Raw genomic sequence first — 14,987 nt, forward strand, 5'->3', positions numbered from 1 at the left:
TCTTATGGGTAAACTATCCTCTATCCTTTTAGGAACAGTTTCAGGTGCAGCTCTTGCTTTGTTTTTGACGAGTGACAAGGGCAAGCAAGTTTGTAGTCAAGCTCAGGATTTTCTAGATGATTTGAGAGAAGATCCAGAATATGCTAGAGAGCAGGTTTGTGAGAAACTAACTGAAGTGAAGGAACAGGCAACGGATTTTGTGCTGAAAACAAAGGAACAAGTAGAATCTGGTGAAATCACTTTTGATAGTGTCCTTGACCAAGCTAAAACCTGTGCTCGACAAGCGACAGAAGCGTCAAAGGAAACCTTTAACAATCTCAAGGAGCAATGGCAAGAACAGTCAGCAACTCCAGACGTTGCTGAAGACCAAGAAGAAATCATCATCGATATTACTGAAGTATAAGGTATCACCATCTCTGGTTTTTGGAGATGGTGATTTTTATCTGCAAACCTGTCTTTGTGGTATAATAAATACTATGCAGAAAAAACCAACGTCCGCCTACGTGCATATTCCATTTTGCACACAGATTTGTTATTATTGTGACTTTTCAAAAGTATTTATCAAGAATCAGCCGGTAGATAGTTACCTGGAGCATCTGCTAGAGGAGTTTCGTTCTTATGATATCCAAAAGTTACGAACTCTCTATATTGGAGGAGGGACGCCAACGGCTTTGTCCGCTCCGCAATTAGAAGTGCTCTTGGATGGCTTGACTAAAAACCTAGACTTGTCTGTCTTGGAAGAGTTGACGATTGAAGCTAACCCAGGAGACTTGGACGCAGATAAGATTGCGGTTTTGAAACAGTCGCCAGTCAATCGTGTTTCCTTAGGTGTGCAGACTTTTGATGACAAAATGCTGAAAAAGATTGGGCGTAGTCACTTGGAGAAGGATATTTATGAAAATATCGACCGCCTCAAACTGGCCGGTTTTGACAATATCTCCATCGACCTAATCTATGCTCTTCCAGGTCAAACTATGGCTCAGGTCAAGGACAATGTAGCTAAGGCTATCTCGATTGATATTCCTCATATGAGCCTTTATAGCTTGATTTTGGAGAATCATACGGTCTTTATGAACCGCATGAGACGAGGGAAATTGCCCCTACCCAAGGAAGAGTTAGAAGCGGAGATGTTTGAGTACATCATCGCAGAACTGGAGCGAGCTGGTTTTGAGCATTATGAGATTTCCAATTTCTCCAAACCCGGTTTTGAAAGTCGCCACAATCTCATGTACTGGGATAATGCTGAGTATTATGGTATCGGTGCGGGCGCTTCAGGTTATGTGAATGGGGTGCGTTATAAAAACCACGGTCCTATCCGCCACTATCTCAATGCGGTAGAGGCAGGAAATGCTCGGATAACAGAAGAACACCTGAGTCAAAGGGAGCAGATGGAAGAAGAAATGTTTCTGGGACTCCGCAAGAAATCAGGGGTTTCCATGACACGATTTGAGGAAAAATTCGGACGGTCCTTTGATGGACTATATGGAGAAATTGTCAGAGACTTGGTTCAACAAGGTCTTATGCAGATCGACGGTGATCGTGTCCGAATGACAAAGAGGGGTCTCTTCTTGGGAGACACTGTAGCAGAACGATTTATTTTGGAGTAGAACAATGGGCTTAACTTATCAAATGAAAATGAAAATTCCTTTTGATATGGCAGACATGAACGGTCATATCAAACTTCCAGATGTGATTTTGCTGTCCCTGCAAGTATCAGGTATGCAGTCAATTGAGCTGGGAGTTAGCGACAAGGATATGTTAGAACGTTACAATCTGGTCTGGATTATTACAGACTATGCGATTGACGTGGCTCGCTTGCCTCGCTTTGCTGAGGAGATTACGATTGAAACAGAAGCATTGACTTACAATCGTCTTTTTTGCTACCGCCGTTTCACTATCTATGATGAAGCAGGTCAAGAAATCATCCACATGGTGGCAACCTTTGTTCTCATGGACAGAGACAGTCGTAAAGTCCATGCTGTCGAACCAGAGATTGTTGCGCCGTACCAGTCTGAGTTTGATAAAAAACTGATCCGTGGACCAAAGTATGCTAACTTAGAAGACCCAATCAGTAAAGACTACCATGTTCGTTTTTACGACTTGGATATGAATGGTCATGTTAATAACAGTAAATACCTGGATTGGATTTTTGAGGTCATGGGAGCAGACTTTTTGACCAAGTATATTCCAAAGAAAATCAATCTCAAATATGTCAAAGAGGTGCGACCTGGCGGTATGATTGCTTCAGCTTATGAACTCAAGGGGCTAGAAAGCAAGCATCAGATTATCAGTGATGGCGAGATCAATGCCCAAGCTATGATTACTTGGCAAGAAATTGAAGGCAATTAGAAAGGGCGATATGGCTTATAAAGGTTATTTGATTGATTTAGACGGAACCATTTACAAGGGGAAAGACCGAATTCCGGCAGGAGAGGCTTTTGTCCATGAGTTGCAAAAGCGAGACATTCCCTATCTCTTTGTGACCAACAATACAACTCGTACTCCTGAGAGCGTTCAAGAGATGTTGACTCAGAATTTTAATATCGAAACGCCTCTATCAACTGTCTATACAGCAACCTTGGCAACCATCGACTATATGAATGACTTGGGACTGGAAAAGACAGTCTATGTCATCGGTGAAGCGGGGCTCAAGGATGCCATTCAGGCGGCTGGTTATGTCGAAGACAAGGGCAATCCAGCCTATGTGGTAGTTGGACTGGACTGGCAAGTCGACTATGAAAAATTTGCGACGGCGACTCTAGCTATCCAAAAGGGAGCTCACTTTATCGGAACCAATCCAGACCTCAATATCCCGACGGAACGTGGTCTTTTGCCTGGTGCTGGTTCACTTGTAACCCTGCTTGAAGTGGCAACACGAGTGAAACCAGTTTACATTGGGAAACCGAATGCTATCATTATGGATAAGGCAGTTGAGCACTTGGGTTTGAAACGAGAAGAATTGCTCATGGTGGGGGATAATTACCTGACAGACATCCGAGCAGGGATTGACAATGGCATTCCAACGCTCTTGGTGACGACAGGTTTTACCAAAGCAGAAGAAGTGGCTGACTTGCCAATCGCACCAACTCATGTGGTTTCTAGCCTTGCGGAGTGGAATTTTGATGAGAACTAAACTGACTTTTTGGGGAAGTATGCTCTTTCTCCTCTCCCTTTCTATTCTCTTAACCATTTATCTGGCATGGATTTTCTATCCTTTGGAAATTCAGTGGCTGAACTTAGCGGATCGAGTCTATCTAAAGCCCGAAACCATTCAGTACAATTTTCATATCTTGATGAATTACCTGACCAATCCCTTTAGTCAGGTCTTAGAGATGCCAGATTTTCGTTCGTCAGCAGCAGGTTTACACCATTTTGCGGTGGTGAAGAATCTCTTCCACTTAGTTCAGCTAGTTGCCCTAGTGACACTACCAAGTTTCTATTTCTTTGTTAGAAAGATTGTGAAAAAAGGATTTCTACCTCTATATCGTAAAAGTATTCTGACTTTAGTGCTATTGCCTCTAGTCATTGGCCTTGTAGGAATGTTGATTGGTTTTGAGCAATTCTTTACTCTTTTCCATCAGATTCTCTTTGTGGGAGACGATACCTGGCTTTTTGATCCAGCAAAGGATCCCGTTATTTGGATTTTGCCAGAGACTTTCTTTCTCCATGCCTTTTTACTTTTCTTTGCTTTGTATGAAGGAATGTTTGGTTTCCTTCTTGCTAAAGCTTCAAGGAAAAAGTAGATAACATTCTGTATTTTTAATAAAAAACGAGAGAAGTCGCTCTGCTCCCTATTTATTGTTAGGTTATCCTAAAGATAAACTTGCAAGGCAGGAGATTTTTGCAGAAAACAGTCTATTTTCTATGAAAAAATAGGCTTTTTTTCTAAAAATACCTAGTCAAGCGCTTTATTTTTTTGTATAATAGAAATAGCAAGTATAGACAAAAGAAGAGAAAAGCATGATTACACTATTTTTATCACCGAGTTGTACATCATGTCGTAAGGCAAAGGCTTGGTTAGAGACGCATAAAGTGCCCTTTCAAGAGCATAATATTATGACTAGTCCTTTAACAAGAAAAGAATTACAACATATTCTTTCCTTGACCGAAAATGGTACTGATGACATCATTTCAACTCGTTCAAAAATTTTTCAAAAATTGGATATTGATGTAGAGAGTATCTCGGTATCGGAGTTGCTTCAGTTGATTGAGCAATATCCTAGTCTTTTGCGTCGCCCAATTATTATAGATACCAAACGCATGCAGATCGGTTTTAATGAAGATGAGATTCGTGCTTTTCTCCCTCGTAGTTACCGTAAACAAGAATTGAAAGAAGCAACATTGAGAGCTGGTATAGGATAGATGAACAAACAGTATAGTTACCCACTAGATTTGTCGTGGAGCACTGAAGAACTTGCTTCAGTGCTTTCTTTTTTTAATGATGTTGAAGCTGCTTATGAAGATAAGGTAGAAGCAAAAAAGCTGCTAGATTCCTATAAGGAATTTAAGTCTGTCGTCCCGAGCAAAAGTGAAGAAAAGCGCCTAGGTCGCGAATTTGAGACGGCTAGCGGTTATTCCTTCTATCATGCAGTTCAATTAGCAAAAGAAAAAAGAGAAGGGAAGATTTCTCTTGGAAACTAAATTTGAATTTGCCAAACAGATTGTGCAGGAAGCTGCTGACTATATTTTGGCTCACATGAAAGAAGATTTGCAGGTTGAGCGCAAGTCTTCACCTACCGACTTGGTGACGCGTTTGGATAAGGAGGTCCAAGAACTCTTGGTTGATTGGATCAAGTCTACCTATCCTGAGGATTTGATTTGCGCGGAAGAGGGCTGTTTACGTGCTGCGGTTGATCAAGGTTCCGTTTGGGTGATTGATCCCATTGACGGTACCAATAATTTTGTTGCCCAGCAGGAAGATTTTGCAGTTATGTTGGCCTATTTTGAAAATGGGGTTGGGAAATTTGGTATCATTTATGATGTCATGAAAGGGGATTGTTACCATGGTGGTGGTGCCTTTCCTCCTTGTTGTAATAATGAGCCCTTACCGACTTTTAAAAAGAAACCTCTTCAAGAATTTCTAGTGGCTGGTAACTCAGGTATGTTTGAAACCAATGAGTGGGGCTTGGCAGATTTGGGCCGAGCAGCGTTGGGAGTCCGTGTCTATGGTAGTGCGGCCATTAGTTTTGCCAAGGTTTTATCGGGTCGTCTTCTGACTTATATTACCTACTTGCAGCCATGGGATTACGCTGCGGCTAGTATTTTAGGGGAAAGTCTGGGTTATCGCCTTCTTACGGTATCGGGTGAGCCCGCTGATTTTAAAACACGTCAGCCTGTCATGATGGTGCCAATCGAGATGCAAGAAGAGATTCAGTCTTATATCTACGAAAGGAAAGAGAACTAAATGCAATTTCCAGAAGGATTTGTTGAAAAATATGAAGCGATACTAGAAGATGAGGCAAGAGATTTTCTTGCCTCTTTTAAGCAGGAAGCGGTTTCGGCTTTTCGGGTTAATCCCTTAAAAGAAAGTCAATTGTCGTTTGCGGATGCTATTCCAAATACACCTTGGGGACATTATGGTAAGGTCTCAGGGAAGTCACCAGAGCACGTGACGGGTCTCGTTTATTCACAAGAGCCTGCAGCCCAAATGGTGGCCCAGGTAGCTCAACCCCTTCCAGGTATGAAGGTCTTGGACTTGGCAGCAGCACCGGGTGGCAAATCCACTCAACTAGCAGCTTATCTGGCTAATCAAGGAGTCCTTGTTTCCAACGAAATTTCAAGCAAGCGTGCTAAGATTTTAGTGGAAAATATGGAGCGATTTGGAGCGACAAATGTTGTCGTGATCAATGAATCTGCTGACCGCTTAGCCAAGGTTTTTAAAGGTTACTTTGATGTGATTGTCCTTGATGCACCTTGCTCAGGTGAAGGGATGTTTCGTAAGCAGCCAGATGCCATGGGCTATTGGAGTCTTGACTATCCGAGCCAATGTGCCAGCCTCCAAAGAGAGATTTTAGAAGATGCAGTCACCATGCTTGCTGAAGGTGGTCGTCTGGTTTATTCGACCTGTACCTGGGCGCCAGAGGAAAACGAAGAAATCGTTCATTGGCTACTAGATGCTTATGATTTTGAATTACTTCCAGTCGAGCATGTGAACGGTATGGTAGCAGGAATTGATCTTCCTGAAACGGCTCGGATGTACCCTCACCATTTTAAGGGAGAAGGTCAGTTTGTTGCCCATTTGCAGTTTAAGGGAGAAAATCCAGCACCCAAATTCAAACCCTGCAAGACCAATCTCAGTCGCGAACAGCAGAACTTGTGGCAAGAGTTTGCCCAAAAACATCTCAAAATATCACTAACTGGCCTTCTACAAACTTTTGGAGACCAACTCTATCTCTTGCCAGAGATGCTACCTGATCTAGGGAAACTCAAAATTGCCCGAAATGGGCTCCATCTGGGGACGTTTAAGAAGAAACGCTTCGAACCAAGCTTCGCTCTCGGCTTAGCCTTGAAACCAAGTCTAGTAAAACAAAGTGTCGAAATCAAGGATGAGGACTTTGTGAAATATGTGGCTGGCGAGACTGTTCAATTGTCTGAAGCTCGACCAAATGGCTGGTACCAAGTTGTAGTTCAAGGAAACGGATTAGGCTTTGCTAAGGTAACAGGAAATGTTTTAAAAAATTATTATCCAAAAGGACTCAGATTCAGGTGAAAAAGCTAGTCAAAGAGCCTATTCTATGTTATAGTGGAAGTATGAGTTTTTTCTGATAGTCTTTCATTATTACTTATATTATACGATGGAATTGTCCGCTCCTAAGAATGACTAGATAAAATAAAGCGGGACAATCATTGATGATAACTGGATGATCAGGACAAACGGAAGAAATCAGAACATTTATCATTATGTTCAAGGAGAAAAACAGTGAAAAAAAGAAAAAAGCTCGTCATGTCTCTTGCAGCTCTTTTGATGGCAGGTTCTCTAGCAGGATGTGCTAGCTGGATTGATCGTGGAGAATCCATAACAGCTGTTGGTTCAACTGCTCTTCAGCCTCTTGTTGAAGCAGCAGCAGATGAATTTGGTGCTAGAAACATCGGAAAAACAGTCAATGTTCAAGGTGGTGGATCAGGTACAGGACTTTCCCAAGTCCAGTCTGGAGCAGTAGACATCGGTAACTCTGACGTCTTTGCAGAGGAAAAAGAAGGAATCGATGCTTCAGCACTAGTAGACCACAAGGTTGCAGTGGCTGGTCTTGCTGTGATTGTAAACAAGGAAGTGGATGTTGAAAATCTCACAACCGAGCAACTTCGCAAAATCTTTACAGGTGAAGTGACCAACTGGAAAGAAGTTGGTGGCAAAGACCTGGCAATTTCAATCATCAACCGAGCAGCAAGTTCTGGTTCAAGAGCGACGTTTGACAGTGTGGTTATGAATGGCCAAGCAGCAATGCAGAGCCAAGAACAGGACTCTAACGGGATGGCCAAGTCGATTGTATCCCAAACTCCCGGAGCTATTTCTTACCTAGCCTTTGCCTATGTAGATGACTCAGTGAAAAGTATGAAACTGAATGGGTATGAGCCTACGTCTGAGAATGTAACAACCAACAATTGGCCTTTGTGGTCTTATGAGCACATGTACACCTTAGGTCAGCCAAATGAGTTAGCTGCTGAATTCCTGAATTTCATCCTCTCAGATGAAGCTCAAAATGGAATTGTTAAGGGAATGGGCTATATCTCTATCAATGAAATGAAAGTCCAAAAGGATGCTTCAGGTACCGTTACAGCAGTAGAAGGAGGTCAATAATGAATCAAGAAGAATTATCTAAAAAATTACTCTCTCCTTCAAAGAACTCTCGTCTTGAGAAGTTCGGTAAAGGATTGACCTTCACTTGCCTTTCTTTGATTGTTATCATTGTGGCCATGATTTTGATTTTTGTAGCGCAAAAAGGCTTGTCGACTTTCTTTGTTAATGGAGTGAACATCTTTGATTTCCTCTTTGGACAAACTTGGAATCCTTCGGGAAAACAATTTGGTGCCCTTCCGATGATTTTGGGTTCCTTTATTGTGACGATTTTATCAGCCCTCATCGCAACTCCTTTCGCTATCGGAGCTGCAGTCTTTATGACAGAAGTCTCACCAAAGGGTGCAAAAATCTTGCAACCTGCCATTGAACTTCTCGTCGGTATTCCTTCAGTCGTCTATGGATTTATCGGTTTGCAAGTTGTGGTGCCTTTTGTTCGTAGCATCTTTGGTGGAACTGGTTTTGGAATCTTGTCAGGGATTTTCGTTCTTTTTGTCATGATTCTACCAACTGTAACCTTTATGACAACAGACAGCTTGCGTGCTGTTCCTCGTCATTACCGTGAAGCTAGTTTGGCTATGGGAGCCACTCGTTGGCAAACCATCTGGCGTGTGACCTTGAAAGCAGCACGTTCAGGTATTTTCACAGCAGTGGTCTTTGGAATGGCGCGTGCCTTCGGTGAAGCTCTTGCTATTCAGATGGTTGTCGGAAACTCAGCAGTTATCCCAACCTCGCTAACAACACCTGCTGCGACTTTGACTTCTGTTTTGACTATGGGTATCGGAAATACCGTCATGGGAACGGTTGATAATAACGTTCTCTGGTCACTGGCCTTAGTATTGCTCTTGATGAGTTTGGCCTTTAACAGTGTGATTAAGTTGATTACGAAAGAAAGAGGAAAGAAAAACTATGCACGCTAAGAAATTAGATAAACTTGCAACAGCTGTCCTCTATACCATCGCTGGTATCATTGTTGCCATCTTGGCATCCTTGATTCTCTATATCTTGGTGAGAGGGTTACCGCACATCTCTTGGTCTTTCTTGACTGGAAAATCATCCTCTTATCAAGCAGGTGGGGGTATCGGGATTCAGCTCTACAATTCCTTCTTCCTTTTGGTCATTACCTTGATCATTTCTGTTCCTTTATCCATGGGAGCGGGGATTTTCCTAGCTGAATATGCCAAAAAGGGTCCTGTGACCAATTTTATCCGTACCTGTATCGAAATTTTGTCTTCTCTACCGTCGGTCGTTGTGGGGCTCTTTGGTTACTTGATTTTTGTAGTCCAGTTTGAGTATGGATTTTCAATCATTTCAGGTGCCTTGGCCTTGACGGTCTTTAACCTCCCTCAGATGACTCGAAATGTTGAGGACAGTTTAAAACACGTTCACCATACACAACGTGAGGCTGGCTTAGCTCTTGGAATTTCTCGTTGGGAGACTGTAGTTCATGTCGTCATTCCAGAAGCCCTTCCAGGCATCGTAACGGGTGTTGTCTTGGCCTCTGGCCGTATCTTTGGTGAGGCCGCCGCTCTTATCTATACGGCAGGACAATCCGCTCCAGCCCTTGACTGGTCTAACTGGAATATCCTCAGTGTTACCAGCCCCATCTCAATCTTCCGTCAAGCAGAAACCTTGGCTGTCCACATTTGGAAGGTCAACAGTGAAGGAACCATTCCTGATGCTACCATTGTATCTGCTGGTTCTGCCGCTGTGCTCCTCATCTTTATCTTGATTTTTAACTTTGGAGCACGCAAACTCGGAAGCTATCTACACAAGAAATTAACCGCTGCCTAAAGGAGAAGCCATGTCAAAATATAACTGGGATGAAAAGCATATCATCACCTTCCCTGAAGAAAAAGTGGCCCTCTCTACCAAGGATTTACATGTTTACTACGGTAAAAATGAATCCATCAAGGGCATCGATATGCAATTTGAAAGAAATAAAATAACGGCCTTGATTGGTCCTTCCGGATCTGGGAAATCTACCTACCTTCGCAGTCTCAATCGGATGAATGATACCATTGATATTGCCAAGGTCACAGGTCAAATCCTCTACCAAGGGATTGACGTCAACCGTCCAGAAATCAATGTCTATGAGATGCGCAAGCATATCGGAATGGTCTTCCAACGTCCAAATCCATTTGCCAAGTCTATTTACCGCAACATCACTTTTGCTCATGAACGTGCAGGAGTCAAGGATAAGAAAGTCTTGGATGAAATTGTCGAAACCTCTCTACGTCAGGCTGCCCTTTGGGACCAGGTCAAAGACGATTTGCACAAGTCAGCCTTGATGCTTTCTGGTGGTCAACAGCAACGTCTCTGTATCGCTCGCGCCATCTCTGTCAAGCCAGATATCCTCTTGATGGATGAGCCAGCGTCAGCCTTGGATCCAATTGCGACAGCCCAGCTGGAAGAAACCATGTTGGAATTGAAGAAAGACTTTACCATCATCATCGTTACCCACAGTATGCAACAGGCTGCGCGTGCAAGTGACTACACAGGATTTTTCTACCTGGGTGATTTGATTGAGTATGATAAGACATCCAATATTTTCCAAAATGCTAAGTTGCAGTCAACCAATGACTATGTAACAGGACACTTTGGTTAGAAAGGAAACGGTATGTCAGAAGCAATTTTACAGGTGTCAGACCTGTCCGTTTATTACAATAAAAAGAAGGCTTTGAATAGTGTTTCCCTTTCTTTCCAACCCAAGGAAATAACTGCCCTCATTGGTCCTTCTGGATCTGGGAAGTCAACTCTTCTCAAGGCCATCAACCGCATGGGAGATTTAAACCCTGAGGTGACAACAACTGGATCAGTGGTCTATAATGGTCACAATATATACAGTCCCCGTACCGATACGGTTGAATTGCGTAAGGAAATCGGCATGGTTTTCCAACAGCCCAATCCTTTCCCTATGTCTATCTATGAAAATGTTGTCTACGGCCTACGTATCAATGGAGTCAGGGATAAACATGTTTTGGATGAAGCGGTGGAAAAAGCTTTGCAACGCGCTTCTATTTGGGATGAGGTCAAGGATCGCTTGCATGATTCAGCCATTGGTCTCTCAGGTGGACAACAACAACGTGTTTGTGTTGCTCGTGTCTTAGCAACCAGTCCTAAGATTATTCTCTTGGATGAACCAACTTCAGCTTTGGATCCTATCTCGGCTGGTAAGATTGAGGAAACCTTGTATGGTCTGAAAGATAAATACACCATGCTCTTGGTAACGCGTTCGATGCAACAGGCCTCTCGTATCTCTGATAAAACAGGATTTTTCCTAGATGGGGATTTGATCGAGTTTAACGATACTAAGAAAATGTTCCTAGACCCACAAAACAAGGAAACAGAAGATTATATTACAGGAAAATTTGGATAAGGAGTTGAATGATGTTACGATCTCAATTTGAAGAAGATTTGGAGAAATTGCACAACCAGTTCTATGCCATGGGACAAGAAGTGCTCTCACAAATCAATCGTACAGTGCGTGCCTTTGTCACACATGACCGTGATTTGGCAAAAGAAGTTATTGAGGAAGATGCAGAAGTAAATGGATATGAAGTGAAACTTGAAAAGAAATCATTTGAAATGATCGCGCTTCAACAACCTGTTTCTCAAGACCTCCGTACTGTATTGACCGTTCTCAAGGCAGTATCAGACCTGGAACGCATGGGAGACCATGCAGTGTCAATCGCAAAAGCAACTATTCGTATGAAGGGGGAACAACGCATCCCTGCCGTTGAAGAAGAAATCAAAAAAATGGGGCGCGATGTGAAAAACTTCGTTGAATCTGCTCTCGAACTTTACCTGAATGGTTCTGTGGATCAAGCCTATGAAGTAGCGGCTATGGACGAAAAAATCAACCATTACTTTGATAGTATTCGTGATCTTACTACAGAGGAGATTAGGAAACATCCTGAAGCCATCGTTACAGGCCGTGATTACTTCCAGGTAATTTCCTTCTTGGAACGTATCGGAGACTACGCTAAAAATATCTGTGAATGGGTTGTTTACTTTGAAACAGGTAAGATTGTCGAACTATAAGAAACGGTTTAAATATACAGAACAAAAGGCTGATTGTGATAAATCAGTCTTCTTTTTTATGAAAAGAATTGTTTTGCAGTCAAAATCTCTAAAAGGGTTGACAACTATTTTTAAAAGAGTTATAATTATTCATAAATAACAGAAAGGTCGTTTATTTATGAAATTTAAGAAATGGATATTAGTTGTGTGTAGCATGCTTGCTAGCGTGATTTTAGTAGCTTGTCAATCCAGTACGGATAGTTCTCAGTCTGCTGTGGACGCTATTAAACAAAAAGGAAAGCTAGTCGTTGCGACCAGCCCAGACTATGCACCATTTGAATTCCAATCCTTGGTAGATGGTAAAAACCAAGTGGTTGGGGCAGATATTGATATGGCTCAAGCGATTGCGGATGAGCTTGGGGTTAAACTTGAAGTCTCTAGCATGAGTTTTGACAATGTTTTGACCAGCCTTCAAACTGGAAAGGCTGACTTAGCCATTGCAGGAATTAGTGCTACAGATGAGAGAAAGGAAGTCTTTGACTTTTCAATCCCTTACTATGAAAACAAAATGAGTTTCTTGGTGAGAAAATCCGATTTAGACAAGTACAAGGATCTTTCAAGCCTCGCAAGTGCGAATATCGCAGCTCAAAAGGGAACTGTGCCAGAAACTATGGTGAAGGAACAATTGCCAAATGCCCAGTTGACATCCTTGACCAATATGGGGGAAGCAGTTAATGAATTGCAGGCTGGAAAAGTGGATGCTGTTCATATGGATGAACCAGTTGCTCTTAGCTACGCAGGTAAAAACTCAGATCTTGCCGTTGCAACTGTTAATTTGACAATGAAAGATGGCGAAGCCAATGCTGTTGCTATCAAGAAGAATCAATCAGACCTGAAAGCAGTAGTCGATAAGGTTATCCAAAAACTAAAAGATGACGGAACCTATCAAAGCTATCTAGAAAAAGCAGCGAAACTAACAGAAGTTGAACAATAAGAAAAGAGCAGAGTTGGACTTTAATCCAATTCTGCTTTTATGTATTCTAATAACTCTTCTAGATTTTCGAGAGAGACTTTGGCAAACTGATAAGGACAGGCGTCCAAATAAGCCTTCTCAAAAAAGTCTAGTTTGAGTGAGCTGTGTTTTAAACTGGTGATTTTAGGATAGTCTCTCAAATCAAGCAAAAGACCATCATGTAGAGGATAGTGGAGCAAGGGACAGGTGTTTTCTTCAAGCACTTTCTTTATCTGAGTCTGATAGTTCTCTTGAAGGGTCAGTCTGGCCAGTCGATTTTTTTCAAATAACTGGCTATCGATGTAAAGAGAGAGTGCCTTTTGCATGATGAGATTGCTGTCATAGTCCAGGATATTTTTGTAGGAAACAAAGGCCTTTTTTAGGGCATTTGGGAGAATGAGAGCTGTGATACGAAGGGCTGGAAAGAGGCTGGTTGAGAAGGACTTGATATAAATGACCCGATCCTCAGTATCCAGATAGTGGAAGGTCTGCCCTTTTTTAGGGTCTAAATCTCCTAGATAGTCATCCTCTACGATGTAAACACCATACTGGTTTGCTAGATCTAGAATAGCTCTTTTTTCCTGATCAGAATAGGAATGGCCAAGAGGATAGTGGAAGCGAGGTATGGTATAGAAAAACTTAATTTTCCCAGATTTAAACTGTTGTTCCAGTTCTTCCAGGTCAATGCCATCAATACGGCGTTCAATGGTCTGGTAGGCTAATCCCTGAGCGACCAAGAGGCGGTTCATTCGGTGGTAGGTCGGTTGTTCGACCAAAATATCCTCTCCCTTGCTTGGGAAGTCAATCTGAGAAAGGATAAAGAGAGCTTGCTGGGTACCAGATGTTAGAACCAGTTGGTCGGGTTTACAGTAGAGGGCTTGGTCAAAGAGGAGTTGATGGACAGATTGTCTGAGTTCCTCAAGGCCTTCTTGGTTGTCATAGTAGTTGAAGAGGTAGTTTTCTCGGCCTATTAGGGTTTCGTTGACGCAGAGTCGGAAGTCGTCATAGGCACTAGCATGCTCGTCAGTGACTTCAATTTCCAAGTCTTGGTGCTGTCCTTGTTCTAGAACATAGTAGCCACTTTGGGGTTTGGCATAGAGGTATTGTGCATGGCGTAATTCCAGCAGGGCTCGTTGGACAGTGTCCTTGCTACAGTGGAAATCTTGGCTCAGTTGGCGGATAGAGGGAAGCCGGCTACCTGTTGGAAATTTTCCTGATTCGATACCTTTTTTGAGAAAGGAAACGACTGCTTGGTATTTACTTTCTTTCTTCATTCCAGACCTCCCTTGATTTTGTTACATTGTACCTTTTTTTTGCCTCCTTTGCAATGGGAAAAGCATTTCTCCCTTTCACAACTAGGAGCAAATGTGGTATACTTAGAAAGTATGATGATTCATTGAATAAAAGATAAGAAAGAGAATGGATAGAAAAGTGCAGGAACCGGTTAAATTATTTCAATACAATACTCTAGGTGCCCTAATGGCTGGTCTCTATGGTGGAACCATGACAGTAGGAGAATTGCTGGAACATGGTGACCTTGGTTTGGGAACCCTTGATTCGATTGATGGGGAGTTGATTGTCCTTGATGGCAAGGCTTATCAAGCAAAAGGTTCAGGGGAACAACCTGAAATTGTAGAAGTTGCACTTGATGCCCTTATCCCTTATGCGGCAGTGGTTCCTCATCAGGCAGAAGTGATTTTCCGCCAACGCTTTGAGATGACGGACAAGGAATTAGAAAAGCGGATTGAGTCCTACTATGATGGGGAGAATCTCTTCCGTTCCATCAAGATTCATGGCGAATTTTCACAAATGCATGTGCGGATGATTCCTAAATCCACACCTGATACCAAGTTTGCTGAGGTTGCCACCCATCAGCCTGAATATAGCCGTGAAAATGTATCGGGAACCATCGTTGGATTTTGGACACCGGAGATTTTCCATGGGGTGAGTGTGGCAGGCTACCATTTGCACTTTATCTCAGATGATTTGACCTTCGGTGGGCATGTGATGGACTTTGTTATCAAAGAAGGAATGATTGAGGTTGGGGCAGTTGATCAGTTGGACCAACGTTTTCCAGTCCAAGATCGCCAGTATTTATTTGCTAAATTTAACGTTGACGAGATGAAGAAAGACATTGACAAGTCAGAATAGGAGAAA

At 42.5% G+C, this 14,987-nt stretch carries 18 protein-coding genes; 17 read left to right on the top strand and 1 reads right to left on the bottom strand.

The features are described from left to right. Positions 1-4: 4 nt before the first annotated feature. The 16 genes from ACIY14_RS00085 to ACIY14_RS00160 all read left to right on the top strand — a co-directional run bounded on the left by ACIY14_RS00085 (position 5) and on the right by ACIY14_RS00160 (position 12,812). Positions 5-403, top strand: coding sequence for a YtxH domain-containing protein (locus tag ACIY14_RS00085; protein ID WP_084974988.1), 399 nt, complete (start codon positions 5-7; stop codon positions 401-403). 73 nt (positions 404-476) lie between these two features. Continuing rightward, complete coding sequence (gene hemW, locus ACIY14_RS00090) at positions 477-1,607, top strand: radical SAM family heme chaperone HemW (protein ID WP_409001083.1); 1,131 nt, start codon at positions 477-479, stop codon at positions 1,605-1,607. A gap of 4 nt (positions 1,608-1,611) precedes the next feature. Next, a complete protein-coding gene (locus ACIY14_RS00095; protein ID WP_409001084.1) occupies positions 1,612-2,349 on the top strand; it encodes an acyl-ACP thioesterase domain-containing protein in 738 nt (245 codons plus the stop codon). Between the two features lie 10 nt (positions 2,350-2,359). Continuing rightward, positions 2,360-3,133: a TIGR01457 family HAD-type hydrolase gene (locus ACIY14_RS00100; RefSeq protein WP_409001085.1), complete on the top strand. Its 774-nt coding sequence runs from the start codon at positions 2,360-2,362 to the stop codon at positions 3,131-3,133. Then, complete coding sequence (locus ACIY14_RS00105; protein ID WP_409001086.1) at positions 3,123-3,743, top strand: TIGR01906 family membrane protein; 621 nt, start codon at positions 3,123-3,125, stop codon at positions 3,741-3,743. The genes ACIY14_RS00100 and ACIY14_RS00105 overlap by 11 nt, the downstream gene beginning before the upstream one ends. Positions 3,744-3,960: 217 nt before the next feature. Next, positions 3,961-4,362 carry a Spx/MgsR family RNA polymerase-binding regulatory protein gene (locus tag ACIY14_RS00110; RefSeq protein WP_000631261.1) on the top strand — a complete coding sequence of 134 codons (402 nt, stop codon included), beginning with the start codon at positions 3,961-3,963 and terminating at the stop codon, positions 4,360-4,362. Beyond that, on the top strand, positions 4,363-4,641 hold the full coding sequence (locus tag ACIY14_RS00115) for a UPF0223 family protein (RefSeq protein ID WP_001041959.1): 279 nt from the start codon (positions 4,363-4,365) through the stop codon (positions 4,639-4,641). After that, complete coding sequence (locus tag ACIY14_RS00120; protein WP_409001087.1) at positions 4,631-5,404, top strand: inositol monophosphatase family protein; 774 nt, start codon at positions 4,631-4,633, stop codon at positions 5,402-5,404. The genes ACIY14_RS00115 and ACIY14_RS00120 overlap by 11 nt, the downstream gene beginning before the upstream one ends. Then, entirely contained in the window at positions 5,405-6,709 is a 1,305-nt protein-coding gene (locus ACIY14_RS00125) for an RsmF rRNA methyltransferase first C-terminal domain-containing protein (protein WP_409001088.1), read from the top strand. It abuts the gene before it with no gap. A gap of 210 nt (positions 6,710-6,919) precedes the next feature. After that, complete coding sequence (locus ACIY14_RS00130) at positions 6,920-7,798, top strand: phosphate ABC transporter substrate-binding protein PstS (RefSeq protein ID WP_409001089.1); 879 nt, start codon at positions 6,920-6,922, stop codon at positions 7,796-7,798. Then, the gene (gene pstC, locus ACIY14_RS00135; protein WP_001070950.1) at positions 7,798-8,715 is read left to right on the top strand and encodes a phosphate ABC transporter permease subunit PstC; all 918 of its coding nucleotides are present in this window, start codon (positions 7,798-7,800) and stop codon (positions 8,713-8,715) included. The genes ACIY14_RS00130 and pstC overlap by 1 nt, the downstream gene beginning before the upstream one ends. After that, entirely contained in the window at positions 8,705-9,589 is an 885-nt protein-coding gene (gene pstA / locus ACIY14_RS00140) for a phosphate ABC transporter permease PstA (protein ID WP_409001090.1), read from the top strand. The genes pstC and pstA overlap by 11 nt, the downstream gene beginning before the upstream one ends. A gap of 10 nt (positions 9,590-9,599) precedes the next feature. Then, the gene (pstB, locus tag ACIY14_RS00145; RefSeq protein WP_009730331.1) at positions 9,600-10,403 is read left to right on the top strand and encodes a phosphate ABC transporter ATP-binding protein PstB; all 804 of its coding nucleotides are present in this window, start codon (positions 9,600-9,602) and stop codon (positions 10,401-10,403) included. A 12-nt stretch (positions 10,404-10,415) separates the two neighbouring features. Next, positions 10,416-11,174 carry a phosphate ABC transporter ATP-binding protein PstB gene (gene pstB / locus ACIY14_RS00150; RefSeq protein WP_409001091.1) on the top strand — a complete coding sequence of 253 codons (759 nt, stop codon included), beginning with the start codon at positions 10,416-10,418 and terminating at the stop codon, positions 11,172-11,174. Between the two features lie 11 nt (positions 11,175-11,185). Continuing rightward, on the top strand, positions 11,186-11,839 hold the full coding sequence (phoU, locus tag ACIY14_RS00155) for a phosphate signaling complex protein PhoU (protein ID WP_000946477.1): 654 nt from the start codon (positions 11,186-11,188) through the stop codon (positions 11,837-11,839). Between the two features lie 157 nt (positions 11,840-11,996). Next, positions 11,997-12,812, top strand: coding sequence for an ABC transporter substrate-binding protein (locus tag ACIY14_RS00160; RefSeq protein ID WP_409001092.1), 816 nt, complete (start codon positions 11,997-11,999; stop codon positions 12,810-12,812). 20 nt (positions 12,813-12,832) lie between these two features. On the opposite strand, the gene ACIY14_RS00165 is transcribed toward ACIY14_RS00160, so the two are convergent. Further along, positions 12,833-14,104, bottom strand: coding sequence for a PLP-dependent aminotransferase family protein (locus ACIY14_RS00165; RefSeq protein WP_409001093.1), 1,272 nt, complete (start codon positions 14,102-14,104; stop codon positions 12,833-12,835). A gap of 145 nt (positions 14,105-14,249) precedes the next feature. Between ACIY14_RS00165 and budA the strand changes: the two genes are divergently transcribed. Next, a complete protein-coding gene (budA, locus tag ACIY14_RS00170; protein ID WP_409001094.1) occupies positions 14,250-14,981 on the top strand; it encodes an acetolactate decarboxylase in 732 nt (243 codons plus the stop codon). Positions 14,982-14,987: the final 6 nt, after the last annotated feature.

Origin of the sequence: Streptococcus sp. ST16 (assembly GCF_046098135.1) — a bacterium.
Taxonomy (GTDB): Bacteria; Bacillota; Bacilli; order Lactobacillales; family Streptococcaceae; genus Streptococcus.